Below are 24,991 nucleotides of genomic sequence, written 5' to 3'. Positions count from 1 at the left end.
GGTGGGCTGCTGTGGTTTAGCGGCAGCGCCACGTATATGGCGCTAACGACGCGCCGCGATACAACATCGCGCCCACCGACGAAGTCCCGTTCATCACCGCCAGTGACGACGGAAACCACAATCTTCGGACCGGTCGCTGGTGGCTGGTGCCATTCTGGGCAAAAGAGATGCCCAAGGCGGCGATGTTCAACGCCCGGATCGAGGGCATCGACACGGCGCCGGCGTTTCGAGATGCCTTCAAGTCGAAGCGCTGCCTGATTCCGACCGATGGCTTCTATGAGTGGACGATATCGCCAGCAGACGGCAAGAAGGACCCATGGCACATCTTCCAGCCGGGCCACGCGCCCTTCTCGTTCGCTGGCCTGTGGGCCTACAATTCGAATCTTGAGATCACCAGCTGCACGATCATTGCCGAGCCGTCCGCGGCGCCAGTCAACCAGGTCCACGATCGCCAGCCGCTCATCCTCGATCCGGCTTACTACGAGGCCTGGCTGGACCCCAAGTCGCCTGCTGGCGACCTGAAGGACATTCTCAACCATGACATTGACGGGCAGCTGCAGTTCTATCGAGTCGGCTGAGAGGTCAATGCGGCTGCCGTCAACAAACAGCCCAACGACTACTCAGGGCTGATCGAACCGATCAAGCTGCTATGAGTAACGAAATCAGAGTACCGGAACCGTTCGAGCCGCCGCGGGTCCATGGCCGATCGAGAACCATCTCTGCGAACATCCTGGCGCCGCGTGGGAGCTCCCCACGACCGGTTACTTTAGTCCCGCCATGCGCATGCCATGCGTTATCTGTTCAAGATCGGCGGGGTCTCGCCACCATTCAGACCGTTCGAAGTCCGCTATGGCAAAATCAGGCTTGAGGCGCAGCACATCTGCGGCCGACTGTTTCGCCTGATCGATATTGCCCAGCCGAGCCTGACAAGAAGCAATGTAGCAGGGGAGCCACCAGTGCCAGAGGTGGTCGATATGCTGAAATGCTTCGAGGGCCTCGGCGTGGCGCCTCAACTGCAGAAAGGCCACTCCGCGGCACCCCCAGTACCAAGCTGGCGGAAAGGGATCGCGGCGAAGATCTGCCTCCAGACTGCCCAGCGCTTCCTCTCCGCGTCCCGTAAAGGCCAGCCACAGCCCTCGAAACATCGAGGCATACACGTCGTTCGGATTAAGCGCGACCGCTCGGTCGAGGTGTATCCCTCCCTGCTCATACTGCCTCATCTTAGAATAGATGAGGCCGAGTTGCCGGTGACCGCTCGAATCCAACGGATCGAGCCGTACCGCCGTTTGTGCGGCACGAAGGCCTTCCTCCAGATCTTCTCGCCGCCCATGGTCCGAATGGAGGACATAGGCGACACCCGCCAGCCACGCATGGGCTTGGGCGTGGGCCGGGTCGAGCTCGATTGCGCGGCGCAGGAACTGGGCGGCGGTTTCCGAATCGAACCGTATCGAACGCTCCCGCCCTTGCAGAAAGTGATCGTGGGCCGCCCAAAGCTGCGGTGGCTTGCGGCCTGACTGCTCGGCACGGGTGGAGGTGACTCTCCCGACCAGCGTGCCGACGATCATGGATACGACTTCGTCCTGCACCGCAAAGATATCTTCGACATTGCGGTCATAGCGCTCTGCCCAGTGATGCTTTCCGCTGGACACGTCGATCAACTGGGCGGTGACCCGCACGCGATTGCCCGCCCTGCGCGTACTGCCCTCGACGATGAAATCCGCGCCGAGCCTATGGCCAACTTCCTTGGCGTCGAGCGCCTTGCCTCGGAGCGCAAAGGAAGAATTCCGTGCGATCACCATGATCTCCCTGAATCGGCTCAGCTCGGTGATGATGTCCTCCGTGATCCCGTCTGAAAAATAGTCCTGCACCGGATCGCCGCTCATGTTGTCAAAGGGCAACACGGCAATTGACGGTTTGTCCGACGTGACCGCTGGCTTGCTCGGCGCGACAACAGCAGGACGGACCAGGTAGGCGCGCACAGGCGCTTCGATGTTCTTGAGCTGGCGGTCACCCAGGGGCTCGAATGTGCCATTCACCTTTTTGGCCACCTGTTCGTACACGTTTTGCGACATGCAGATGCTGCCGGGCTCGGCCAGGGACTCGAGTCGCGCGGCAATGTTGACGCCCTCTCCATAGACATCCGTGCCCTCGCCGATCACGTCGCCCAGATTGATGCCGATCCGGAGCATGATCCGGCGCTCGTCGGCCACGTCGTCGTTGGCATCGGCCATCCTGGCCTGCAGTTCGAGTGCACTGCCGACGGCATCAACTGCGCTGACGAACTCGACCAGAACACCGTCGCCCATGAGTTTGACGATGCGTCCGCCATGAGATCGCACGATGGGCTCGAGCACGTTCCTGCGGCGGTCCTTCAGCGCCGCGAGCGTGCCGGCCTCGTCCGCCTCCATGAGGCGCGCATAGCCTACGACGTCGGCGACCATGATCGCGGCGAGCCGGCGACGGATGCCTTCTTCGGACATTGCGACCTTGTGGGCGACCGGGCTCCAGTGAGACAGAATGACGTCACTAAGCGCGCTTTCTTGGCGGTCGACGGCATTCATTATGTGCCTATGAAGAACGAAATGCGAGCCCTATGGCGCGACTGAAGGTCCGACAAGGGTCGCATCGAGCCGTTCTGGTATCGTTTCGGCAAGAGTCCCGCGTGCGGCTTGGCGCCAAGTCCAATCTTAGCGAAGACACGATCCGCGATTTTGAGATCGGCCGCAGAAGAGGCGGCGAAGCAGCTTCAGGAACTGCCGATCGGTGCCCGCCAGGCACTCGCCGCGATGTTGCTCGAAATGCGGGACGACGCGCGAACCCGCGCTCAGGAAAGCTGGCGGAAGCACAAGGCACCGATGGCGCTCTATTGGAAGTGCGTCAGAAGTTGATGCGGTTGGCGAAGGCGATGCCGACGACATTGACCAGCGTTGTGACAGCGATGAAGCCGACGACCCATATCCAGGTCGGAACCGCAGGGAAGGCGGAAGTGAGATAGGCCGCACCAATCAGCCAGATGACCATCGCCAGGAAGAAATAATCGGGCAGCACCGCCCATCCGACGAGGAAGCCGATGTTGGGGCTGACCGAGCGACGGGCATAGGTGTAGGCCGAGCCGGCTACGGGATAGACGCGCGCCATGACGCCGTAGCTTGATGGCGGTGAGCAGGATGGCCGCGGCCGCTATGAGATAGGCCATGGCGGTGGTACCCTGGCTTGCCGTGGCCAGCGCGCCAAAGGTGCCGAAGACGATCATCGGCGTCATATAGGCCAGGCCGAAAAGCACGACGGACCAGAGGCCGAGCGCGCGGTCGAGTTTGATAGTGTCTTGCATTGTTCCGCCTCCGGGAAGCTTGTGTCCGATGCTTTTTCCGGAGGCTGCCAGAAGAGCAGGCGTCCGGTCGCATTTCTCGAAGTTGAGGCGGAGCATGACTTAGCCGGCGCAGCGCGGCCATAACCCCAAGGGATTATGCGGGGAGACGCTCGGCGAGGCGTGGACGGGTAAAGATCCACTTAGGATAGCCGGCGCATGTATTGGGTGGTGCGGGTCCGAAGAAAACAATCAGGCTTTTTCGGATTATCCGCTCAACGCCGCTTTGGGCGACCACCGGGGGATTTGTTGCCGCGCGGCCCGCTCTGAACCGGCGTATTGCCCTGGTTTTCCTCGGATAGTTTGCGCCAGCGGGCCAGGCGCTCGGGGTCGAGTGTGCCTGCCTTCAAAGCAGCCTGCACCGCGCAGCCCGGTTCGTGGACATGGGTGCAGTCGCGGAATTTGCACAGCGGGGCAAGCTCGGTGATTTCGGCAAACAGCGTGTCGATGCCGGAAGCAACGTCGCTGACGTGCAGCGTGCGCATGCCCGGCGTGTCGATCACCCAGCCGCCGCCGGCAATGGCGTGCAGCGATCTGGCTGTGGTGGTGTGGCGGCCCTTGGCATCGTGCTCACGGATGCCGGCGGTCTGTTGCGGCGTTTGCTGCGCCGATCCGGCCAGCGTGTTGACCAGTGTCGATTTGCCGACGCCGGAGGAGCCGACCAGCGCCACCGTCTGGCCCGCGCCGCACCAGACGGCGAGCGCGGTTGCGGCATCCGCTATGCGCGGGTTCAGCATCACCACGGCCAGCCCGCGCTGCAGGGCCGCGGCCTGGCGTTGGTACGCCTCTGCGTCTTCGGCCGTGTCGGCCTTGGTCAGCAGGATCACCGGCATCGTTCCGGCCTCGTTGGCCAGCGCCAGATAGCGCTCGAGCCGGGCGATGTTGAAATCGGCATTGCAGGAGGTGACGATGAACAGCGTGTCGACATTGGCTGCGGCCAGCTGCGGCACCCTGCCGCCCTGCGTGCGGCGCTCCAGCACCGTCTTGCGGGTCAGGCGGCGCCGCAGCAGATGCGTATGGGGCTCGACAAGCACCCAGTCGCCGACGGCGTAGTCGCCGGTGTTCGCATTCGCCGGCAGCGTCAGATCGGTTGGCCCTGCCTGGGACAGGCCGGCCAGGCGGTCACGGTGCACCGAGGCAATGCGGGTCGGGACGAGGTCCGCCTCATCGGGTTCAAGCTGATCGCCGAAGAAATCCGTCCATCCGAGGCTGGCTAGGGTGGCTGTCACAGCCTTGACCAAGGGGACGGTGTCGCAGGCATCGAGGGTATCCTTGGCAAATGGGCCGACAACAGCCTTTTGAAGCAGGGCGATGATCCGAGCCGTTCTATGGGCGGCGCAGTGATGTTTGGCAAGCCGGGTCCCGCGCGGGCGAGCAGAGCAAATGGCTGGAGCTCGACACGATCGGCGCCTGGATTGGGCCGAATTTCAAGGAGGGCAATTACAAGAACAACCGCCGGCTGCTGTTCTTCCCCGAGGCCGACGTCGGCACATGGAGCGATCTGGCAGCCGCCGATCCCGATCCGTTTTTGGATGAAAAAGGAGCGCGCCGCGGCCAAGAAAAAGAAGAAACCACCGCAGGGGTGAGCGGAGTTCGCGCTCGCCTGAGCGCGCTGTCTTTCTTGCGAGGGGAAGGGGATGGCCGGCGCCACAGGGGGCGGGGGGTTGGGATGGGGTTGCCTGAAGCACCGGCCAAAGCGGGACAAGTCCCACGCCCAACAAGCTAGCAGAGGTTGGATCGGTTCATATGGTGTGATCGCGGAACTGGCGCAAAAGCGCTTTCGCATCGCCGCTTCGGTGCCGCCGAAGGCCGCGCAACCGGGGGTTTTCCGGTGGGTTGCGTGGGTTGCGCAAGCGCCGGTTGAAGGCCTGATGAACAGCCGTGGTTTTGAGTGTTGTTTCCGGCGTCGCGCAACGGATTGTATGATCGGTCATTAATTCTCAGCGCAGCTTGTTATTGTGCAGTGCAGCAACGATATTGCTGCGAGTGCGTCGTGCACGACTGCCATTCCGGCGCGCAAGGATACCGATTTGCGAAATATATCCGATACGATCGCTCGCCTAAGCGCGATACGCGGCCGGCCGGTTGGCTCCGGGCAGAGCAAGGACGATCATCTCTCAGACATGACAGGCTTCGGGTCCAATCCCGGCGCCTTGCGGGCGCGGCTCTATCTTCCGAAGAATCTGGCGCGGCAGGCGGCGCTGGTCGTCGTGCTGCATGGCTGTACCCAGACTGCCGCCGGCTACGATCACGGTTCCGGCTGGAGCGAGCTCGCAGCGGAGCAGGGTTTTGCCGTGCTGTTCCCTGAGCAGCAACGCGCCAACAACGCCAATCTTTGCTTCAACTGGTTTGTGCCAGGCGATATCAGCCGCGACAGCGGCGAGGCGGCGTCCATCCGCCAGATGATCGAGGCGGCTGTCGTCACGCATGGTCTCGACCGCAAGCGGATCTTCATCACCGGCCTGTCCGCCGGCGGCGCCATGGCGGCGGCGATGCTGGCGGCATATCCCGAAGTGTTTGCCGGTGGTGCGATCATCGCCGGGCTTGCCTATGGCAGCGCCTCGACCATCCCCGAAGCCTTCGACCGCATGCGCGGCCATGGCGGCCCGTCCAAAACCGAGCTGCAGCGCCTGTTGCGGGCGGCCTCGTCACACAAGGGGCCGTGGCCGAGGATTTCGGTGTGGCAAGGCTCGGCCGACACCACCGTCGTGCCGGCCAATGCGGACGCGGTGCTGGCGCAATGGCAGAGCGTGCATGGCGTCGGTGAGAGGCCGACACGCACGGAAAAGGTCGACGGTCAGACGCGAAAGGTCTGGTCCGACAGCAATGGGCGCGATGTCTTGGAGACATACACCATCGCCGGCATGGGCCATGGCACGCCGCTGAAGACGAGCGGCGACGATGGCCTTGGCGGAGCAGGGCCGTTCATGCTGGATGTCGGGATTTCCTCGACACGGCACATTGCCCATTTCTGGGAGCTGACCGAGCCAAAGGTGCGACGCAAGGCGAATGCCGAAACCGCTTCAGGTGCCGCGTTGCAGCCTTTCGCGCCGAAGGAAAAACCGCGCGCGGTCCGTGTCGACCCTACGCCGGAACCTGCCAACGCGCGCGGCACGGCAGGCCGGATCACCAAGGTCATCGAAGATGCGCTGCGCGCAGCGGGGCTGATGCGCTAGCGTTGGCGGCGGACGAGCTTACGGGCTCGCCCGTCGTGCTCACTCCTTGCGAGCAGGGACCGGCGACGGGACGGGCTCTTCCCCCTCGACGCTGTTGTCGTTCACCCGCAGAGCGTTGCCCTCCACCTTGTTCGGTTCGGCATCGGTGCGCGGCTTCGGCGGCGCCGGCAAGACAGCTTCGTCGCGCTCGCTCGCGCTGTTGTCGTTGACCCGCAAGGCCTTGCCTGTGACCTTCGTCCGATCGCTGTCATCGTTCATGTCGAACTCCTTGCTTGTGCCAACCAGGGTCACGCTTGGCTATGCCATCTTCACCTTCGGCTCGCGCGCCCATAGGCGCAGCGCACCGAGGGCCGACAGGAAGCCGGCGACATCCTCGGCTCCGGAAAGGGCAACGCAGCCCTCGTCGAGGCTATCGGCAATGCCGGCCTTGTCGAGTAGCGGCGATGCGGCTTCGACATAGCCGATGAACTTGCAATGGGCGAAAGCATCGGCGACGAAATCGCGCGCCGTGGATTCCTTGACCAGATCGGCCATCGCCGCCTTGGATGGCAGCAAAGCGACCGCATCGTAGAGCACGGACGGGCCGCCGCCGATCATCTGCTGCGCCTCGATCAGGCTGCCATCGCTGGCTCTGGCGCCGCCGACCTTGGGGGCGATGATTTCGAACACCGCACCGGCCTTGGTCAATCCAGCGGTCAGCGCCTTGAGAAGTGCGGCATCGGTGCCATCGGTCACCAATATGCCGAGCTTGCGGCCCTCGAAACGATCGGGGCCGTTGGCAACGATGCTGAGCGAAGGCGCGGCAGCCAGATCCTGCCGTGTGGCGATGGCCGCATCGGCCGGTTTCGGCATCGCCTTGAGGCCAAGCCCGTCGCCGACCTTCTTCGCCAGCCCTTCGTCGATGTTAAGCATGTGGGAGACCATGCGCTCGCGAATGACAGGCGTCTGCACCTTGCTGAGCTCGAAGGTCAGCGCTGCCGCGATATGGCCTTGCTCGGGCGGCGTCTGGCTGATGTAGAACTGCCGCGCCTGGCTGTAGTGGTCGGCGAAGCTTTCGGCGCGGATGCGCTGTTTGGGACCCTGTTCGGTTTCGGCAAAGGAGCGGAAGCCGCGCAGCGGCGATTCCCTTGGGCCTTCGCCGAAGGAGTTCGGCTGGTAGTTTACCCGGCCGACCGGATTGCGCATCGCCATATGGCCGTCCTGCTGGAAATTGTGGAACGGGCATTTCGGCGCATTGATCGGAATGTGGGTGAAGTTGGTGCTGCCCAGCCGCTTTATCTGCGTGTCGAGATAGGAAAAATTCCGGCCCTGCAGCAGCGGGTCGTTGGAGAAGTCGATGCCGGGTGGAACGTTCTGGGTCATGAAGGCGACCTGTTCGGTCTCCGCGAAAAAATTGTCAGGCATGCGGTCGAGAACCAGACGGCCAACCGGGATCGGCGGCAGGATCTCTTCGGGGATCAGCTTGGTGGCGTCGAGCACGTCGAAATCGAAACCGTCCGCAAAATCCTGGTCGAACAATTGCAGCTGCAATTCCCACTCGGGAAACGCGCCGGCCTTGATCGAGTCCCAGAGATCGCGGCGATGGAAATCGGGATCGGCGCCGTTGATCTTGACCGCCTCGTTCCAGGCCACCGACTGAAGGCCGAGCTTCGGCTTCCAGTGGAACTTGACGAAGGTGGATTCGTCCTTGGCGTTGAGCATGCGGAAGGTGTGGACGCCGAAGCCTTCCATGAAGCGGAAGGAGCGCGGGATCGCCCGGTCCGACATCACCCACATGATCATGTGCATGGACTCAGGCGTCAGCGAGATGAAGTCCCAGAAATTGTCATGCGCCGATTGCGCCTGCGGAAAGGCGCGGTCGGGCTCTTCCTTCACGGCGTGGACCATGTCGGGAAACTTGATGGCGTCCTGGATAAAGAACACCGGGATGTTGTTGCCGACAATGTCCCAATTGCCTTCCTGCGTGTAAAGCTTGACGGCGAAGCCGCGCACGTCGCGCGCCAGATCGGCCGAGCCCTTGTTGCCGGCAACGGTGGAGAAGCGCACGAAGGCCGGCGTCTTCTCGCCGGCGCGCTGGAAGATATCGGCACGGGTGTATTTGGCCAGCGATTCATAAGTCTCGAAATAGCCGTGCGCGCCGTAGCCGCGCGCATGCACGACGCGTTCGGGGATGCGTTCGTGGTCGAAGTGGAAAATCTTCTCGCGGAAATGAAAGTCTTCGAGCACCGTCGGCCCACGCGCGCCGATCTTCAGTGAATTCTGGTCGTCCGAGACCGGTCCGCCCTGGGCGGTGGTGAGGACGGGAACGTCGCCCTCGGCAATCTGATGCAATTCGCCCCCTTCGCCTCGAACCAGCTTCTGATCGTGGATGACAGCCTGATTGCTGACGCGGCTTGGAGACTTGGACATGGACGGGTTCCTTGGGTAGCGAGTGGATGCATTCCTGGGTGGTCGATAAGATGAAGCCCCGCCGCCTTTCGGCGGCGGGGCTTCGATGATCAGAGCGGGCTGGCGTTGCGCGTCCTGTCGCGTTCCACCTCGATGTCGGTGTATGGGTCGGCCTTGGGGTCGAAACCGGTCCAACCACCGGCTTCGTAGGTGCCGCGGCGGTCTTCCAGGTTGACCGCGTTGGCCTGGCCTAGGATCCGCTCGGCTTCGCCGGCAAGCTCGTCGCTGACCCTGGCGGTCACCATGGTGCCACCGCGGCGAACGCCCTCGGCATAGACATGGGCATCCTTTTCCGAGACGCCGGAATCGGTCAGCGCCCCGACGATGCCGCCGGCAGCACCACCGACCACCGCGCCGCCCACGGCGCCGACCGCGGTGGCGGCCAGCCAGCCGGCTGCGACGACAGGACCTACGCCCGGGATGGCCATGAGGCCGAGACCGGTCAGCAGGCCACCGGCGCCGCCGATGACGGCGCCAACGCCGGCACCGCCGGTTGCATCTTCAGCCGCCTTGGAGGTGTTGCCATCCTCGTACCAGTCGTCCGAATTGTTGGCGACGATGCTGATATCGGCATGCGGAATACCGCTGGCCTCCAGCTCGCCGACGGCATCGGAAGCGTCATCGTAATTGTCGAAAAGTCCGGTTACGTTTTTCATGGTCTTGATCTCCTCGATCTGGTTTCAGTCGGTTCAGTTGGTGCCGGCAACGATGTTGCCCTGGTAGTCGAGCGCGACGGTGGTGTTCTTGCCGTCCTTGGTCGCCTGGCCGCGCCAGATGCCCTGGTCGTCCTTGGTCAGCTTCGACACATCGGAGTAGCCGGCATTCTGGATGCGATCCTTGGCCTGGTCCTCGGTGAAGCTGTTGGCGCCGGGAACGGGAGCGGCTGGATTGGCGGTGTCCGTCGTGGTCACGGCAGGGGTGGTCGAGCTCGTGGCGGGGGCTGCCTCGCCCATGGTGGAAGCACCGGTGGCGGCGATCTTCTCGACCATTTCCTGGTGCATCTTGAGCGTCGGCAGCGTCTCAGCGGCGAATGCCTTCAACGGAGCGTTGTCGCCGTCCTTGGCATAGCTCTCGAACAGGGTGACCGCCTCCGAATGCGCATCGCGCTGCAACTGGACATAGGGCTTGTCGACAGCGTCCTTGGCATTCTGCAGGCTGTCGAGATCGGCCTTGTGCTTGGCGTCCAGTTCCTTGGGCACTGTCAGCTTCTGCTCGCCGGCGATGGTCTCGAGCTTGGCGTTGGCTGCGCCATGATCGTCGATCATCTTCTTGGCGAAATCCTTGACGCCCTGGTCCTGCGCCTTGCCCTCGGCGATCTTGCTGGAATCGACCTCGAACATGCCGCCGACGGCGGCCTTGTCGACGAAATTCTGCGCGCTGTCGGCGGCGAACGCGGGCAAGGCGAAGGTCATGGCAGTGGCAGCGGCCAGAGCCAGAAGCATACGGTTTTTCATGAATAGGATCCTCGTTAGGCACACATCGTGCTGAGGGGCTAACAAGTACCGGAGGGCTTTGTTCCGCCGCGCGAACGTTTATGGCGGGTACGCAACGTCAGCGGAACAAGATGGCGCGGGCAGCGTTGCACGGCTATGAGTAAAGATGCCCATCTTGTTTGAACCCGCCCGTCAGATGTCCTGGCAGGCGGGCTTTATTCATGCAGGTAGCCGGACTATTTTCTGGCTGGGCGCGAGGCAGGCTTCGGAGGATTTTGGCCGTCGGACTAATGTGTCTTGTCGTCGACGTCTCCGACGGGCCGGGTTAAGCCCATGCCACTTGGCGGCTTCTTGTTGGCCGCGGCATCCTGGAAGAAATCGTCCGAAGGGTCGGGACCGGTCCGTGCCGGGTATTTGGTGGCACCGGTCTCACGATGGTTTTCGTTCGCGGTCATGTTTCCATCCTCCTGGGCTTGATCGTAAACAAAGATCCGAGCCGCCGGTTCCGCCAATAGCTGGGCAAAGCCACGGACCTGCCTAGTCACCCGTATCGGAATGTGCCGCACCCACCGGCTTCGATTCCGGCGAGCCCTTGTGCCGCAGGACGATCGAGAGCAGCACCAGCACCGCTGTGGACAAAAATTCCGACTGCCAGTTCTGGAAAGACTCGAACCAGAGCTTTGCGTCGAAGAGGTAGCTTGCGAGCGATTGAGTTTGGCCGCCATGGCGCAGCGCCTCGGCATTCGACGCCGCCATACTCCCCCACCAGTGCAGGACGAAGGATGCTATGAACAGCACGGCCAAGGCTATCCCCAGCGAGTATGAATAGAGCCAGGACAGGATTGGCATCTGCCGGCGCATGGCCGACCGGATCTGGTCGTTGGGTCTGTCGGGATCATCGGGATCGCGGGACTCGGACGAGCCGCGCTGATAGAGCATCGCGGTCAGCATCACATAGGCCGACATCTGCAGGAATTCGCTTTCCCAGTTTTCGAACAAGGCAGCCAGGAAGTCGCCGCTCGTCACATAGGCTGCCAGGCCGACCAATGGCGCGCCGTGCTCTCGGAGATCTTCATTATGCGCGGCCTGACCTGACCAGATCATGCCCAGAACGCTGAGCAGGAACATCGCGATCAAGGCAATGGTCAGTCCGTTGTTTCGGAGGAAGGCTCTCATGCTCGTGGTCCTGTCTTCGCCTAGTGCCAGTTTTCCAGGACGTCCTGCATGGCAACGGCCTCGACCTGTTCGCTAAAACGCGATCGGTAGAGTTCCATTAGCGCATTATGGGTCTGGTCGGCCGAGCTGCAGACGGCATCAGTCACCACGACCGCCCGGAAGCCTCGATCAATCGCGCCCAGCAGTGTGGCAAGCACACACACGTCCGTCTCCACGCCCGTGATGACGAGCGTGTCGACATCCCGCCCCGCCAGCGCAGCGTCCAGGCGGCCTCCCGTCCATGGTGAATAAACCCGCTTGTCGAGCACGGTCGCGGGCGGAACGAAACGCGCCAGCTGCGGCATGATATCCACGAGCCTGCGATCGATATTGGCAAGGGTGACGTCCGCCCAGCGTCGATAATAATGCGCCCACATGCCGGTTCCATCGCCGGGCTTCTCGGCAGGGATGAAGCGGGTAAACACGGTTTGATGGGGGTGTTTGCCGGCAAGCTCTTCAATCGCCGGGAGCACCTTTTCCGCCCAGGGTACTGCCCAAGGCCCTTCGGGCGCGAACAGCCGTTGCATGTCGACGCACAGATGAAGGCAGGTTTCTCCCAGAGGGCCATGAACCAGGCCACGCGCCGCCATCCTCAACTCCCGACTACATGGATCCTCACCGCTTTCAAAACGCGGCAACCTCGGCTTGGCGCGCTGCTTCCGCCTCGGAAACGTCGATCGAGCAGAGCAGGCCGCCGTTCTCGTCGAGCACCCGCACCAGCCAGCCCGACAGATCGTCGGTGCCCGGTTGCAGGTCGGCCAGCACGTCGACGGCACAGCGGATGGCTTCCTGGCGCGCCGCCTCGAAACTTGGCATCGTCGAGGCCGGAACCTGGCGGGCGCCGTCGCCATCGCGATACTCAAAAATGTAGGTCGCACCGCTCTCGTCATTGACGGCGGTCACCGCGACTTCGTCGAAATTGCCGCTGCTTTCAGCCTCGTAGTCGTTGGCCGCCAAACCGAAGGTCGCGGACTGCACGAGCACCGCTCTCGCCCGCTCGATGGTGGCCCCCTCATTCTCGGCTGCTTGCGCCTTTGCCATGTCGACGCTGACGCATTCGCCGCCTTCACCGCAAAACACCACGCGCCGAACGGGTTGGCCGCCGCGCCCGATCGTGTCGTCGACCTCAGTCCGGATTATTTGCATGGAAGAATTCCGATCGCTGGTTGGATGCGTGAAGAGCCCCGATGCGTGAGCATCGAGGCTCCACGGCACGTGCTGTGAAGCGCCCATAAGTGCGGCTGTTTACGCTGCTTCCGCCGCGACGTTGACCGCCGACTCGGCGAGTTGGGTCAGCGCCGCATCGGTTTCCTTTTCCTCGCTCAGCGTCAGCTCGAGCAGGTTCACCGCCTCGTTGTAGCCGAGTTCCGCGGCCCAGGTGCGCAACGTGCCGTAGCGCGAAATCTCGTAATGCTCGACGGACTGTGCCGCGGCCAGCAGGCCGGCATCGAGGGCCGCCGCGCCCTTGTATTCGTCCATGACATCGGCGCCTTCCTCGGTGATGCCCATGATCGCCGCACAGGTCTTGCCGACCGGCTTCTTGCCGATGACCGCGAACACTTTCTCCAGCCGGGCAACATGCTCTTCGGTCTGGCGGCGATGCTTTTCGAAAGCTGCCTTCAGGTCACGGCTCTGCGCTGCCTTGGCCATTTTGGGCAGTGTCGCCAGGATCTTCTTTTCGGCGAAATAGATGTCCTTGAGGGTATCGTGAAACAGGTTGCTGAGGTCTTTGGAGGATGCCTTGGTCGTTGCCATTGTTGCTTGTCCTTTCTTTGGGGTGGAGTTCAGGTCAACTCCGGCATCCGGAACAGGTTCCGCCGAGATATCGATTAATCAGGGATTGGTTCTGCGCTCTTGCGAACCCTCCGCGTCCATACGGCGGGCCGGTGTCTATTTGTCCTCCTGGCGCTTTTCGATCTCATAGGTGAGCCATCGGCAGAACATCCCGACGATCGATGCCGCGGCGCCGCCGAGCAGGCAGGCAACCAGCAACGGATCTTGTGAAGCGCTCGACCAACTCACGATGGCCAGCAGGACGACACTGGCGGTCGAAATCAGATAGCCGACGCCCTTGAGCAGATGCAGAGCAGCTCTTGTCATCCTGAAATCTCCTTAGCCGGGATCTCCGTGGCGGCCTGTCCTCCGGAACATTCTTCTGGTCTTGAAGTTCCATTCGAAGCGAACCCGCGACAGAGTCACGCCGATGCCCGACTATCTGAAACTGCCGACCACGACCAAAGGCCTGGTGAGAGTGGTGATCGAGACCCCGCGCGGCGCCGCCGCCAAAATGGCCTATGACCCGGCCATCCAGGCCTTCGCCTATGTCCGCCCATTGCCGGTCGGGATGGCCTATCCCTACGACTGGGGCTTTATCCCTTCGACACTCGGCGAGGATGGCGATCCCCTCGACGGGCTGGTCATCCATCAGACGGCGACCGCCCCCGGCATCGTCATCAAATGCGACCTGCTGGGCGCCTTGCGGGTCAAGCAGAAGGACAAGGGTGGCGCCGCCCTGCGCAATGACCGCTACATCTTTTGCCCACGCAAGGAGGATGCAGAAGACGAGCTGGTCGCCGCGGACCACGTGCCCGAGCATCTAAGGCGCGAGATCGAACAGTTCTTTCGCTCGTCGGTGTCGGAAACGGGCAAGGAGATCAGGTTCAAAGGCTGGCAGGACGCCAAGGCGGCCCGCAAGTCCATCAAAAAGGGAATGAAAGCCTTCGCGACCCGCAAATGAACACCGCTCGCAGTGACATGCGGAGGTTCAGCGATCGTTGCGTTCGAGGCTGCGCGCAACCTCTGTCTGGGCGACCTGCAGCAGCGTGTCTATTTCGAACATCGCCACCGCGTGACCGCCATCGCGAATGACAAGGCGGGCGCGGTGAAGCAGGTCGGACACCGTCCGCAACGTTTCAGCATGGCTTGATGGATTCGACAAATGCGTGCCCTCCATCAGGCACAACCGTTGGATCGGGAGACTGTTCCCAAAAAGCATGTCGCTGTCGTTTTGCAGGGACTCGGCTGTCAATGGCGGGGCTGCCGTCTTCGAGTCGATCAAGCACTGGCAGCGAATGCTAAATCCGCGCGATCTTTTCCAACCCCAGCCGCATTCGCTGGCCCTAAGCGAAGGTCAGAGCGAACGCCTCGAGTTCGAACGACGTTGTGGTTGCCTTGCCGTCTTCGACCACGCGAACGAACCATTCGCCGCAGGCTTCGACCACTTCGATGGCGGGTGGATCAACTTTGTTGCTCTGGACGTTATCCATCGCAATTCTCCTCAAGAGCAATGGGAAACTCTCCTCAAGAGCAATGGGAAACGTCTATTTTTATAAGCCTCGCGCGAAGCGTTTTTCAACATCAAAAGTTAGCGGCCGGCCAGGCGAATGGCGGTGAGCGCGGGCAGCGGAACCATCCTTGTCTGTTCGCCGTTCCCTTTACTTCAACGAAAGGAACAGCCCATGGCCGACAACGAAACCCCGAAGATTTCCGCCCGAGAAGCCCAGGAGGCCCTGGAAAAGCAGGTTGCATCGCTGAAGCGCGAGATCAGCAAGATAAACCGGACACTTGCCGACCGTGCCGAAGATGCCGTCGAGGAGGCAGGTGGCTGGTATGGCAGCGCGACCGAGCGTGCGGCCCGGGCAGCGCAGCAGCTGAGATCGCAGGCGCAGACGGTATCCGAAACCGTCCAGCAGAATCCCGGCACGATCAGCAGCGCTTTCGTCCTTGGTGGCATTGCCGGGCTGCTGATCGGCCTGCTGCTCGGGCAAACCCTGGAACGCGACCGCCGCTGGTTCTAGCCGGCGGCAAAGGCGTATTTGCGGCTTGTTCCGTTCTTGCGGAATGGCCGTAAGGTTTCCTGCCCTATCGCCCGCTGGCTCGACCGGCGGGCTTTTCATTTCTGGGTGGATTGCCAATTCAGCCTCTGGCCTTGGCGCCTCGCCCAGAAATCCAGGGTTGACAACATCCCTACTAGTAGGTAGGCAGCAGCCATGAGCAATCTTGTAATGACCTCCGATCAGATTTTGGCGTCGGCGCGAAACTTCATCGTGGCGGGCGGCTACAACGGATTCAGCTACGCCGATATCGCCGGCGAAGTGGGAATCCGCAAGGCGAGTATCCACCATCATTTCCCCAGCAAGGTCGACCTTGTTCGCACGCTTGTGGCGCGCCATCGCGAGCGTACCGAGATCGCCATGGCAGATCTGGAAAGCAAATTGCCTGACCCGCTTGCACTGCTTCAAACCTATGCCGGCTACTGGGCAAAATGCATTGAAGATGCGAGCGTCCCGTTTTGCGTCTGCGCGCTGCTTGCCAGCGAACTCCCGGCACTGCCGCCTGAAATTGCCGTCGAGGTGCGGGCCTACTTCAGGTTCCTGTCGTCCTGGCTGACCAAGGTCATGCAGCGAGGCGTCGAACAGGGGGCTCTCCAATTCGCCGGCTCTGCCGAGCTGGAGGCTGAGACGTTCATGGCGACTGTCCATGGCGCGATGCTGTCGGCGCGTGCCTATGGCAACCCTGCCATATTTGACACCATCCTGACGCCAACCGTGCAACGTCTATCGGCGAAGGTTCACTAACAGGAAATCTGGCGACAGAGGGCGAGCCACGACCGATTCCCGCAACGTGCCCGCGATGCCTACCTTCTAGTAGGTATATCAAATCAACCACGAGAAAGGAAAATCAGAATGCTTGCCAACACGAATGAAACCAACCAATCCACCTGGCTCAAGAGCTACTATTTCACACGCTTTGCCGTGGCGGCCGCATGGGTGCTGCTGGCGTTCACGGTCGCCAGGGCAATGCCGTCCCTGGCAGCCATCATGCTGGTCGCCTATCCCGCCTGGGATGCGCTGGCCAACTTCGTCGACGCCCGGCGCAGCGGCGGCCTGAACCGCAACAAGACGCAGCTGCTTAACTTCATCATCAGCATCGTCACCACGGTCGCGGTCGCCATTGCGCTTGGCAAGTCCATGAATGCGGTGCTCGCGGTGTTCGGCGTCTGGGCGGTCCTGTCCGGCCTTTTCCAGCTCGCCACCGCCATCCGGCGCTGGAAGTCCGGCGCGCAGTGGGCAATGGTGCTGAGCGGCGCCCAGTCGGCGCTGGCCGGCATCTTCTTTGTGAAGATGGCGGGCGGTGCGGCGACGATCGACATCACCAACGTCGCACCCTATGCCGCCTTCGGCGCTTTCTACTTCCTGGTCTCCGCTGTCTGGCTGACGGTGAGCGACGCGCGGCGCAGGTCGGCGCAGGCCGCGGGATGAAGATACCGCACGGCTGGCGAGGATGGGATGGCGGCCTTGCGGTGGACGTGACGCCAATGCTGGCGCCGTCCCTGCTCGGAGCGCATTCGCTCGCCGTTCCGGCGGAACTGGCCGATTTCGAACTCTTGCCGCATCCCGACTGGGAACAATGGTTCATCATGGCGCACGGCGAAATCCCGTCGGCCATACAGTTCGCCGCAGTCGATTTCCCGACCCATGAACTCAACGCCAATGCCGCATTGGCAGGTGGTGGTGTGGCGCTGCTGTCGCCCACACTGTTCGGTTCTCTGTTGGCCCAAGGCCTTCTGGTCGCCCCCTTCCGTCACGTGCTGAGCGGTCCCGCTTGGCACTTTGCGCTGATGCGCGTCGACGACCGCCGCATGGCTCCGAGGCATTTCTGCGCCTGGCTGCGGGAGCAGGCCGGCAATCCGCCATGAAGATGGCGAGCGCGGCACAGGCCGCTGGGTGAGAGCTTCGCACGTCCGAAACGGCATTGCGCGCCTGGGCGTCCTCAACAGCGGAGTTGAGTTTCCTGGCCGCGGTCGTATGTTCGTTGACCGCGGTGGAGGATAACAAGTGCCCATTCGATGCAAAGCCACGGAGGCTGGCATTCTGCAGCCATCCGAACTCGAACTGTTGGGGCGAGTATTCCAGCAGCTCAAGCTCGACGGTCAGTCGCCAGAAGCACGCGAGGCTCTCGCATCCCGGATTATTGCGAACTATATGGCCGGCGTGGTCGACGAAGCCGAGCTCGTCAGTCTTTCGAGGCAGCCGCTGGGCCGGTAGTTTCCTTCCATCCCGCGTTCCGGAACGAAAGGTTTCGGTTCGTCAAATCAGAGGAATAAGGCAGTGCCGACTGACCCACCAATAGAGCGACGGTCGCATATCCGTGACCTTGTTCTGAAGGAAGCGACAATCGACTCCGGCGACGTCAGCATCAATTGTCTGGTTTGTAACCAGCACGCTCACGGTGCGGAGTTGCGGGTGAAGGCCGACATCGCAATTCCCGACCGTTTCGTGCTTCACGTTCCTGTAGATCGCACCAGCTACCGCGCCGTGGTGCGGTGGAGAAGGAAGGAGCGACTTGGGGTGCAACTCGATTCGGGAAGGCAGACATAGATGGCGGTGGCCCCTGGAAACCCCTCGGTGTGGATGTCATCCGATTTGCCCGCAATCTCCGCTCGGATTGGCCAGCCGAATCGTAACCGGCTGCGCCGATGCGGACGCTATTTCCGATCGACCGTCCAATGTCCCGTTGCCTGGCAGGCCGTTCCGCCAAAAAGGGTCTCATCGAGAGCATCTCGATCGCCCACGCCGGCCCCCAGCCAATCAATTAGGCCGGGGTTAGCTCAATCGGCCGACTTGGCACGGCAAAAGCCCGCCACTCCGGAAAGCGGCGGGCTTGGACGAACTTGGATCACTGAATAATCTTCACGATCTTGCGTGTGCCAGGATCAACCACCAGGGTTTGGTTGTCGACCACGACATAGCGGTATTTGACGTTGGGAACTTCGTGAAGTTCGACGGTATCGGGCAGAGCCGTACCGACATTGAGTTCCACGCCCGGAAGCTTAATGGAAGCCAGCGGCTGTTTGTGCACATACTCCTTGATTACCGTTTCCTGCTCAGGCTGGATGATCACATCCTGAGCGGCTGCAGCGCCAACGCCGGCGAGTAGCAAAAGACCTGCCGCGGCGGTGGTAAGATGTATTCTCATGATCGTCTCCTTTCCACTGTGAGCGAGCCCTTGCGCTGCGCGTTTCGCAGCCGGGTCTCCTGGTCGTAAACGCCATCGGATGGGGCTTGTTCCGTCAAATTTCTGCCTGTCGGTTTTGCCAATTCTCCTTGGAACAAAGCTTTTCGGTTGAGGTTTACCCAATGAAGGGACGGACACCTTTCGATGAGACTTCCTTATGAAACATATTCTGATCACCAGCATGCTGGCGCTCGGCGTTGGCTGTGGGGCAGCAGCAGCGCAGACACAACCAGCCGAGACCAAACCCGGCGCCGACGCCAATTGCGCGGCCGGCACGGCCGACTGTCAAAAAGGCTCGAAAATGAAGATGGACGAGCACGCCCAGGGTAAGCCCAAGGTCCAGACGGATGAGCAGGCCCAGGGCAAGACCAAGCTCAAGACCGACGAGCAGGCCCAGGGCAAGGCTGGTGCGGCCACCGATCAGCAGGCCCAGGGTAAGCCCAAGGTCCAGACGGACGAGCAGGCTCAGGGCAAGACCTCGACACAGACCGATCAGGGGTCGACTGCTTCCATCACCAATGTCACGGTCGAACAGAAAACTCAGATCACCCAACTCATCAAGCAGACCAGGATCGAGCCGGTGTCCAATGTCGATTTCGACATTTCGGTCGGCATCGAGATTCCCCGGCACAAGATTCGGCTTCATCGTCTGCCGGCGCGCATCGTCAAGATCGTACCCGCCTACGAAACCTACGAGTATTTCGTTTTGGCCGACGGTCGGATCGTCATCGTCGATCCGGACACGCTGAAGATCGTGCTTATCCTGACGTGACCAGTGCCCGTCGCACTGAAAAGGCTCGCCACATCGACGTGGCGAGCCTTCCATAAGATCTGCCGATGAATCAGCTGTCGGCGAACGGAACCACAAAGGCCGTTCCGCGTCATAAGGGAGGTCCTATGCAACTCCGGAGTTGACTCGATGTTTAGGCTCCTCCTTTTCGCCGTGGCGCTCGTCCTCGCTTGCGGCGGGGCAGAGGCGGCCAAGCTGGACCAAACCGCCGTCAATCAGGCCCAATTCGTCGCCAGCCCACCCAAAGGCGTCAATCCAGCTGTGCTGAAAGCCCAGATTCTTCTGGATCGCGCTCGATTCTCGCCGGGCATGATCGACGGCCGCCTTTCAGAGAACCTCGCCAAGGCGGTTGGGGCCTTTCAGGCCGCGAACGGATTCCCATCAGATGGCAAGCTCACTCGGGAGACCTGGGACAAACTGATGGCAACCTCCGCTAGTCCCGTTCTGGTGGCCTACGAACTGACACCCAAGGATGTGCGCGGACCTTTCACCAAGCGCATTCCGGCTCGCCTGGAGAGGATGGCCCGTCTGTCGAGGCTTGGCTATCACAACGCGGCGGAGAAGATTGCGGAGCGGTTCCATATCAGCGAGCAATTGCTCAGAAAGCTCAATCCCGGCATCGGCTTCAGGAAGGCCGGCACGATGTTGGTGGTCCCAGATGTTGGCCGAGGCGATTCTCCCGCCGCTGTTGCTGGGGTCGAGATCGACAAGGGCACTCGCCAGGTGCGCGTGCTTGACGCCTCTGGCAAATGGCTCGCAGTCTACCCGGCCTCGATCGGGAGCAACGAGAAGCCGGCGCCAAGCGGTCAGGCAGAGATCAAACGTGTCGTACGCAATCCCACATACCACTATGATCCGGACTTCGCCTTCAAGGGAGTAAAGACCAGGCGGCCCTTCACCATTGCTGCAGGGCCGAACAACCCCGTTGGATCGGTCTGGATCGACCTCTCTATCGAAAGCTACGGCATTCACGGCACGCCCGAACCCGGCAAGATCGGCACGACCTTCTCGCATGGCTGCATCAGGCTGACCAACTGGGATGCCGAAGACCTCGCCTCGATGGTGCGGAAGGGCACGAAAGTTAGCTTCAAGGACGAGATGGCGAACGCAGACATTAAGCTCGCCGACTAGACCACACGCACTTGGGCTGCCTAAGGGCCGAGCATGCAAGGCTACTAGGGTCTACAATCGCTTGAAGTCCGCAAGCCCCAACCGTATTCGCTGACCTTCCGCATAGGCCAGTGCGAACGATTCCAGATTGAATGATCGGGTCAGCTCCTGGTCATCCTCGACCACGCGGACGAACCATTCGCCGCGGGCCTCGATCACTTCAACACAGGGGCAAACCCAGGCGTTGAATGTTACATCATCCATTTCGCACTGCTCCCGCGGAAATGTGGCCAATCACGAATTTATGGGACCGCCGAAATCAGTTCTTCAAGTAACAAAAAGTCTTTAGAGTCTCGGCCAAATTCAAACCGACAACCCGCGCCTTCTCCCTACACGGAAGAAGCGCGCAGGCCGCCGGCTACCCCGCCCTGTCAAGCAAAGGGATTATCCGCCGGGGGACCATTGCCAGCAATAAAGTTTGACATAGTGGGGCGAAAATCCTGCGACGAGGCAATCGCGCGATAACCACCGACCTTGCGATCAGCGCGGTTCAGCGCCTGCGGGACGGCTGCGGACGAACATCGCAACATCGCACGCGGCAGGAGCATGGTCGCGGGTCAAAGCAATCGCTTGTCGAAGTTGCGTTGTCGGTTTGGTGGTTAAGCTGGCCTTGGTTTGATCACTGTGGCAAGTACGATGCCGGCGACGATGAAGGCCGCACCGACCAGGTCGTAATCGTGCAACTTTTCGCCGAGCAGAAGATAGGCGAGCATAGCGACGAACACCGTCTGCAGATAAAGCAGCATGCTCGCCCGGCTCGCGCCGAGCGTTTCCACGCTTTTGTTGTAGAGATAGTACATCAAGGCACCACCGGGACCTGCCAGATAGGCGAGCGCGAGAATGCTGTCGACGTTCATGGCGGAGCGTTCGTCGTTGAACAATTCCCACAAATGGAAAGGCAAGGCGACCAGCGCACCAGCGCCCAGCAGCAGCACGACCATCGGCAGGAGTTCGATGCCGAATTTGGCACGGCGCAAAAGCACGGTGTACAGGCCCCAGCAGAACGCGCTGCCGACGATCCACAGCTCACCAGCGTTGAACTTGAGTTGCAGCAGCGCCGTCAGGTTCCCGTGGGCAACGATGAAAACCATCCCGGCGAGCGCAACCAGCGCGCCAAGCGACTTCCACAGCCCGAGCGGCTCGCCGAGCACGAAACGGGCGAGCACCATCGTCATGACAGGCGACAGCGCCATGATGATGCCGGCAGTGGTGGCGTCGGTGTCGTTGAGTCCATGGTAGATCATACCTTGGCACAGCGTGAGACCGATCGCCCCCACGGCGACGACCTCCAGGGCGCGAGTGCGCAAAAGCCCGATCATCGCGTCGTGATGACGGTGGACAATCGGCAGCAGGATGGCGCAAGCAAGCGTCAGCCGCCAGAAACAGAGGCCCCAGGGTGGCATCTCAGGCGCCACCCATTTTGCCGCAATATAGACACCAGCCGAAAGCAGCCAGCACAGAACGGCGGCGGGATAGCCGGTCAAGGAGGATATGGGCTTGACCTCGGATTGCGCGGCTTGATGCGCTATCGGCATTGCCTGCATGTCATGCGCTCCCTTGGATGACGTAGGCCCGGCGGGGCAACATAGCCTGCGTCGTTGGGTTGTGCATCCGTTTTGAAAGGATGAGGCGCCGCCAGGACACCGACCCAAACATCAGCAGCCAGGCCGAGAAACTGGCCCACATGACACCTCTTTGAGCATATTCGTGACCCGAAGCGGAGTGGGAACGCAGATCGACATACTCACAGTCGGGAGGTTCCCGAGCTCGGTTTCACGGTTGAGAGAGCGTGAGGCGGAAAATCAGTCTGCAAGCCGCAAAACGCATGTATTCGACCCTGCTAACATTGCCCGGCAGCCGAATGGGTCTAACTATCGTTAGGCAACGGGGGGAATCAGGTGGCTGCCAATCGTCGAAACGACATCCCATCGTCCGAGCGAGGGCTAGGACGGATCCTTGCGGCCGGGAGCGCCCATCCGCGCACGGCTCTGCCCACCGTCGCAACTGTCGTCACGACGGTAGCTGCCCTGTATTTCGGTCGCGAAGTTTTTCTCCCGATTGCCATCGCGCTGCTTTTGACCTTTGCGCTGGCGCCGGTTGTCTCCGCACTGAAGCGCGTCGGATTGCCTCGGCTTCCTGCAGTCCTTCTCAGCGTGATTGGTGCATTTGCGGCTCTGGGCCTGTTCAGCTTCATTGTTGCGACGCAGGTGAGCGAGCTCGCCCAGAACATTTCGGCCTACCAGACAAACATTCTGACCAAGGTGCGTTCCCTCAAGGAGACGGGCGTTGGTGGCGGCATCATTGCCAGGCTAAGCGGGGTGATCGAGCGTGTCGGTCAGGAGATCGACAAGCAGGAGGTGACGCCGCCTGCGGCGGACAAGCCCCGCCGCGAGCCTGTACCCGTCGAGATCGTCGCCCGAGAGCGACCGCTCGAGGTCCTGCAAAACATCATCGGACCGTTGATCAGCCCGTTGGCATCGGCTGGCCTGATCATCATCGTGGTCATCTTCATGCTGCTCGAGCGCGAGGATCTGCGCGACCGGTTTATCCGCCTGGTCGGTTACGGGGATCTCCATCGCACGACACAAGCATTGCAGGACGCCGGCAAGCGGGTGGGCCGCTATCTCATCATGCAATTGGTGGTCAACATCGTCTACGCAATACCCATTGCGATCGGGCTTTGGGTGCTCGGCATTCCCAACGCGCTGCTGTGGGGTTTGCTGGCACTGGCGCTTCGCTTCGTTCCCTATATCGGCCCGGTGATAGGCGCGCTGCTGCCCTTGTTCCTCGCCTTGGCCGTGGCACCGGGCTGGTCGCTGGTGCTGTGGACCGCTGCACTGTTCATCGTGATGGAACTGGTAACCGGCAATGTCGTCGAACCGTGGCTCTACGGTTCGCGCACGGGACTTTCCCCTTTGGCCATCATCGTTGCGGCGATCTTCTGGACATGGTTGTGGGGGCCGCTCGGCCTGGTCCTTTCGACGCCGCTGACAGTCTGTCTCGTCGTCCTCGGGCGACACGTTCCGCAGTTCGAATTTCTCGACGTCCTGTTTGGCAACGAGCCCGTCCTCGAACCTCACGCCCGGCTCTATCAGCGGCTCCTGGCCGGCGATCCCGACGAGGCCACTGACCATGCCGAGGAGATCCTCGAGGAGAAGTATCTGATCGATTTCTACGACAAGGTCGCCATTCCCGCTCTCCTGCTGGGCGAGCAGGACCGCATGCGCGGCGTGATGGGCGATCAGGAGCGAAGGCAGGTGGCGGCGAGCGCCCAAATGCTTGTGGCAAATCTTGCCGACGATGCGCAGGAGGAAGCAAGCGAGGAAGAAGAACCTACAGCCACCGCGGAAGGGAGCGCGAGCAAGGAACTGGATGGCGCCGAAGAGGAGGAGATCGAGTTGCCCGATGGCAAGGACATGTCGGTGCTTTGTGCCGGCGGTCGCGGGGAACTCGATGATGCGGCGGCCGCCATGCTCGCTCAGGTGCTGGAGGTGCAAGGTGCAACAGTGGCGAAGGCAAGTTTCGTCGATATGGAGCCGGCAGGTATCCGTCATCTCGACCTAGAGACGATAGACACCGTCGTGGTCGGTTTCCTCAATCGGGACTCCCTCAAGCATGCTCGCTTTCTGGTCCGCCGACTGAAACGCGCCAAGGCAGGATTGAGAATTGGGATTGTGTTCTGGTCGGACGCGGAGCAGGGCGGTGCCGGGCAAGAAAGGCAAGCTCTGGCCGCCGACATTAGCGCCGATTTCGTAGCTGACGGCATGGTCAACGCTGTGCTTGGCGCGCTGTCTCCAGCGCCGGCCGTCCCTCTAAAAGTCGTTTCAAAACGCCGCGATCGACGCCGTCCTGCCCCTCGAAAACGGGTCCCGGCTCAGGCGACCGCCGCAACAGCCTAGCCCCGACGCTGTGTTTTAGGTTGCTGCGAAGGCCGAATGGGGTCGAGGGCCGTAGTGACGCCAATCCTCGGATAGGCGTTCATAATTATCTACAAAATCAATATGTTAGGCAAGAAAACTGGCGGAGAGAGCGGGATTCGAACCCGCGTTACGGTCTCCCGTAAACACACTTTCCAGGCGTGCGCCTTCAACCACTCGGCCACCTCTCCGTCCTTGCATTCGCGCCGGCCGGTTTTGCCGCGCGGGTTGGGGAGATGCATCCCTTTGGGAAGTGCGGGGGAGACCCGCGTCACGGGCGCCGCCAACCAGCGGATGCCCTTCCCGGCGCCCGTCAATCAAACAGGCGCGGGGCTCATCTAGTCGATCCGGCGCCGAATGCCAAGCCATAACGGCAGTCTATTCGCTTTGCCGGCCATGCATCGTTTCGTGGGGCACCAATGCCTCCGCCTCAGCGGCGCTTCGGTATCCGAATGGTG

The 24,991-nt window shown here is 61.7% G+C and carries 30 protein-coding genes, 1 tRNA gene and 1 pseudogene; 12 read left to right on the top strand and 20 right to left on the bottom strand.

The genetic code is table 11. The annotated features are described in order from the left end of the window. Positions 1–56: 56 nt before the first annotated feature. A pseudogene (locus JQK88_RS14395) lies at positions 57–578 on the top strand (SOS response-associated peptidase); the annotation flags it as partial. A gap of 183 nt (positions 579–761) precedes the next feature. Here JQK88_RS14395 and JQK88_RS14390 read toward each other — a convergent pair. The 4 genes from JQK88_RS14390 to JQK88_RS14375 all read right to left on the bottom strand — a co-directional run bounded on the left by JQK88_RS14390 (position 762) and on the right by JQK88_RS14375 (position 5,301). Beyond that, entirely contained in the window at positions 762–2,561 is a 1,800-nt protein-coding gene (locus JQK88_RS14390; RefSeq protein WP_192259091.1) for an adenylate/guanylate cyclase domain-containing protein, read from the bottom strand. Between the two features lie 316 nt (positions 2,562–2,877). Further along, the gene (locus JQK88_RS36080) at positions 2,878–3,138 is read right to left on the bottom strand and encodes an amino acid permease (protein ID WP_246501882.1); all 261 of its coding nucleotides are present in this window, start codon (positions 3,136–3,138) and stop codon (positions 2,878–2,880) included. Positions 3,139–3,582: 444 nt separating this feature from the next. Next, positions 3,583–4,596 (bottom strand): ribosome small subunit-dependent GTPase A, encoded by a 1,014-nt coding sequence (gene rsgA / locus JQK88_RS14380; RefSeq protein ID WP_376740405.1) that lies wholly within the window; start codon positions 4,594–4,596, stop codon positions 3,583–3,585. A 513-nt stretch (positions 4,597–5,109) separates the two neighbouring features. After that, on the bottom strand, positions 5,110–5,301 hold the full coding sequence (locus JQK88_RS14375) for a hypothetical protein (RefSeq protein ID WP_203278643.1): 192 nt from the start codon (positions 5,299–5,301) through the stop codon (positions 5,110–5,112). 96 nt (positions 5,302–5,397) lie between these two features. Here JQK88_RS14375 and JQK88_RS14370 point away from each other — a divergent pair, with 96 nt between their 5' ends. Continuing rightward, positions 5,398–6,543 (top strand): extracellular catalytic domain type 1 short-chain-length polyhydroxyalkanoate depolymerase, encoded by a 1,146-nt coding sequence (locus JQK88_RS14370; RefSeq protein ID WP_203278642.1) that lies wholly within the window; start codon positions 5,398–5,400, stop codon positions 6,541–6,543. A 39-nt stretch (positions 6,544–6,582) separates the two neighbouring features. Here JQK88_RS14370 and JQK88_RS14365 read toward each other — a convergent pair whose 3' ends face one another. From JQK88_RS14365 to JQK88_RS14320, 10 genes are all read right to left on the bottom strand, one after another. Further along, positions 6,583–6,801 (bottom strand): hypothetical protein, encoded by a 219-nt coding sequence (locus JQK88_RS14365; RefSeq protein ID WP_192259088.1) that lies wholly within the window; start codon positions 6,799–6,801, stop codon positions 6,583–6,585. Between the two features lie 39 nt (positions 6,802–6,840). Further along, positions 6,841–8,952: a catalase gene (gene katE / locus JQK88_RS14360; protein WP_192259087.1), complete on the bottom strand. Its 2,112-nt coding sequence runs from the start codon at positions 8,950–8,952 to the stop codon at positions 6,841–6,843. Positions 8,953–9,041: 89 nt separating this feature from the next. After that, complete coding sequence (locus JQK88_RS14355; protein ID WP_203278641.1) at positions 9,042–9,647, bottom strand: general stress protein; 606 nt, start codon at positions 9,645–9,647, stop codon at positions 9,042–9,044. A 33-nt stretch (positions 9,648–9,680) separates the two neighbouring features. Beyond that, positions 9,681–10,445, bottom strand: coding sequence for a DUF4142 domain-containing protein (locus JQK88_RS14350; protein WP_203278640.1), 765 nt, complete (start codon positions 10,443–10,445; stop codon positions 9,681–9,683). A 266-nt stretch (positions 10,446–10,711) separates the two neighbouring features. Then, positions 10,712–10,879 carry a hypothetical protein gene (locus JQK88_RS14345; RefSeq protein WP_203278639.1) on the bottom strand — a complete coding sequence of 56 codons (168 nt, stop codon included), beginning with the start codon at positions 10,877–10,879 and terminating at the stop codon, positions 10,712–10,714. A gap of 82 nt (positions 10,880–10,961) precedes the next feature. Further along, positions 10,962–11,600: a DUF6766 family protein gene (locus JQK88_RS14340; protein ID WP_192259083.1), complete on the bottom strand. Its 639-nt coding sequence runs from the start codon at positions 11,598–11,600 to the stop codon at positions 10,962–10,964. Positions 11,601–11,620: 20 nt separating this feature from the next. Then, positions 11,621–12,229 carry a cysteine hydrolase family protein gene (locus JQK88_RS14335; protein WP_203278638.1) on the bottom strand — a complete coding sequence of 203 codons (609 nt, stop codon included), beginning with the start codon at positions 12,227–12,229 and terminating at the stop codon, positions 11,621–11,623. Positions 12,230–12,263: 34 nt separating this feature from the next. After that, the gene (locus JQK88_RS14330) at positions 12,264–12,785 is read right to left on the bottom strand and encodes a DUF6894 family protein (RefSeq protein WP_203278637.1); all 522 of its coding nucleotides are present in this window, start codon (positions 12,783–12,785) and stop codon (positions 12,264–12,266) included. A 99-nt stretch (positions 12,786–12,884) separates the two neighbouring features. Beyond that, on the bottom strand, positions 12,885–13,394 hold the full coding sequence (locus tag JQK88_RS14325; protein ID WP_192259080.1) for a YciE/YciF ferroxidase family protein: 510 nt from the start codon (positions 13,392–13,394) through the stop codon (positions 12,885–12,887). 135 nt (positions 13,395–13,529) lie between these two features. Then, positions 13,530–13,739 (bottom strand): hypothetical protein, encoded by a 210-nt coding sequence (locus JQK88_RS14320; RefSeq protein ID WP_112559176.1) that lies wholly within the window; start codon positions 13,737–13,739, stop codon positions 13,530–13,532. A 103-nt stretch (positions 13,740–13,842) separates the two neighbouring features. Here JQK88_RS14320 and JQK88_RS14315 point away from each other — a divergent pair, with 103 nt between their 5' ends. Continuing rightward, positions 13,843–14,376 (top strand): inorganic diphosphatase, encoded by a 534-nt coding sequence (locus tag JQK88_RS14315; protein ID WP_203278636.1) that lies wholly within the window; start codon positions 13,843–13,845, stop codon positions 14,374–14,376. Between the two features lie 27 nt (positions 14,377–14,403). Here JQK88_RS14315 and JQK88_RS14310 read toward each other — a convergent pair whose 3' ends face one another. Next, positions 14,404–14,667, bottom strand: a complete 264-nt coding sequence (locus JQK88_RS14310) for a hypothetical protein (protein WP_162711959.1) — start codon at positions 14,665–14,667, stop codon at positions 14,404–14,406. 91 nt (positions 14,668–14,758) lie between these two features. After that, positions 14,759–14,905 carry a hypothetical protein gene (locus JQK88_RS14305; protein WP_203278635.1) on the bottom strand — a complete coding sequence of 49 codons (147 nt, stop codon included), beginning with the start codon at positions 14,903–14,905 and terminating at the stop codon, positions 14,759–14,761. A gap of 192 nt (positions 14,906–15,097) precedes the next feature. On the opposite strand from JQK88_RS14305, the gene JQK88_RS14300 reads away from it, so the two are divergent. The 6 genes from JQK88_RS14300 to JQK88_RS37390 all read left to right on the top strand — a co-directional run bounded on the left by JQK88_RS14300 (position 15,098) and on the right by JQK88_RS37390 (position 18,019). Further along, positions 15,098–15,436 (top strand): hypothetical protein, encoded by a 339-nt coding sequence (locus JQK88_RS14300; RefSeq protein ID WP_142866117.1) that lies wholly within the window; start codon positions 15,098–15,100, stop codon positions 15,434–15,436. A 192-nt stretch (positions 15,437–15,628) separates the two neighbouring features. Then, entirely contained in the window at positions 15,629–16,216 is a 588-nt protein-coding gene (locus tag JQK88_RS14295) for a TetR/AcrR family transcriptional regulator (RefSeq protein WP_203278634.1), read from the top strand. A gap of 108 nt (positions 16,217–16,324) precedes the next feature. Then, the gene (locus JQK88_RS14290) at positions 16,325–16,900 is read left to right on the top strand and encodes a DUF308 domain-containing protein (protein ID WP_203278633.1); all 576 of its coding nucleotides are present in this window, start codon (positions 16,325–16,327) and stop codon (positions 16,898–16,900) included. Next, a complete protein-coding gene (locus tag JQK88_RS14285) occupies positions 16,897–17,337 on the top strand; it encodes a type 2 periplasmic-binding domain-containing protein (RefSeq protein WP_376740403.1) in 441 nt (146 codons plus the stop codon). Before JQK88_RS14290 ends, JQK88_RS14285 begins: the two co-directional genes overlap by 4 nt. Before the next feature lie 139 nt (positions 17,338–17,476). After that, complete coding sequence (locus JQK88_RS37155) at positions 17,477–17,686, top strand: hypothetical protein (RefSeq protein WP_312037271.1); 210 nt, start codon at positions 17,477–17,479, stop codon at positions 17,684–17,686. Between the two features lie 63 nt (positions 17,687–17,749). Beyond that, positions 17,750–18,019, top strand: coding sequence for a PilZ domain-containing protein (locus JQK88_RS37390; RefSeq protein WP_376740402.1), 270 nt, complete (start codon positions 17,750–17,752; stop codon positions 18,017–18,019). Positions 18,020–18,317: 298 nt separating this feature from the next. On the opposite strand, the gene JQK88_RS14280 is transcribed toward JQK88_RS37390, so the two are convergent. Then, positions 18,318–18,617, bottom strand: a complete 300-nt coding sequence (locus tag JQK88_RS14280) for a DUF1236 domain-containing protein (RefSeq protein WP_203278632.1) — start codon at positions 18,615–18,617, stop codon at positions 18,318–18,320. Positions 18,618–18,813: 196 nt separating this feature from the next. Here JQK88_RS14280 and JQK88_RS14275 point away from each other — a divergent pair, with 196 nt between their 5' ends. Together JQK88_RS14275 and JQK88_RS14270 are read left to right on the top strand one after the other, a co-directional pair. Further along, the gene (locus tag JQK88_RS14275) at positions 18,814–19,428 is read left to right on the top strand and encodes a DUF1236 domain-containing protein (RefSeq protein ID WP_203278631.1); all 615 of its coding nucleotides are present in this window, start codon (positions 18,814–18,816) and stop codon (positions 19,426–19,428) included. Between the two features lie 171 nt (positions 19,429–19,599). Next, positions 19,600–20,577 (top strand): L,D-transpeptidase family protein, encoded by a 978-nt coding sequence (locus JQK88_RS14270; RefSeq protein ID WP_312037270.1) that lies wholly within the window; start codon positions 19,600–19,602, stop codon positions 20,575–20,577. Positions 20,578–20,628: 51 nt separating this feature from the next. On the opposite strand, the gene JQK88_RS14265 is transcribed toward JQK88_RS14270, so the two are convergent. Both JQK88_RS14265 and JQK88_RS14260 read right to left on the bottom strand, forming a co-directional pair. Next, complete coding sequence (locus tag JQK88_RS14265; protein WP_192259073.1) at positions 20,629–20,820, bottom strand: hypothetical protein; 192 nt, start codon at positions 20,818–20,820, stop codon at positions 20,629–20,631. A 395-nt stretch (positions 20,821–21,215) separates the two neighbouring features. Continuing rightward, positions 21,216–22,160 (bottom strand): DMT family transporter, encoded by a 945-nt coding sequence (locus JQK88_RS14260; protein ID WP_203278630.1) that lies wholly within the window; start codon positions 22,158–22,160, stop codon positions 21,216–21,218. Between the two features lie 354 nt (positions 22,161–22,514). Between JQK88_RS14260 and JQK88_RS14255 the strand changes: the two genes are divergently transcribed. Continuing rightward, positions 22,515–24,515 carry an AI-2E family transporter gene (locus JQK88_RS14255; RefSeq protein WP_203278629.1) on the top strand — a complete coding sequence of 667 codons (2,001 nt, stop codon included), beginning with the start codon at positions 22,515–22,517 and terminating at the stop codon, positions 24,513–24,515. Positions 24,516–24,634: 119 nt separating this feature from the next. On the opposite strand, the gene JQK88_RS14250 is transcribed toward JQK88_RS14255, so the two are convergent. Further along, positions 24,635–24,724: transfer RNA gene (locus tag JQK88_RS14250), tRNA-Ser, on the bottom strand. Positions 24,725–24,991 lie beyond the last annotated feature (267 nt).

This window comes from Mesorhizobium caraganae (assembly GCF_016836705.1).
Taxonomy (GTDB): Bacteria; Pseudomonadota; Alphaproteobacteria; order Rhizobiales; family Rhizobiaceae; genus Mesorhizobium; species Mesorhizobium caraganae.
This window is presented reverse-complemented; position numbering and strand designations above follow the sequence as displayed.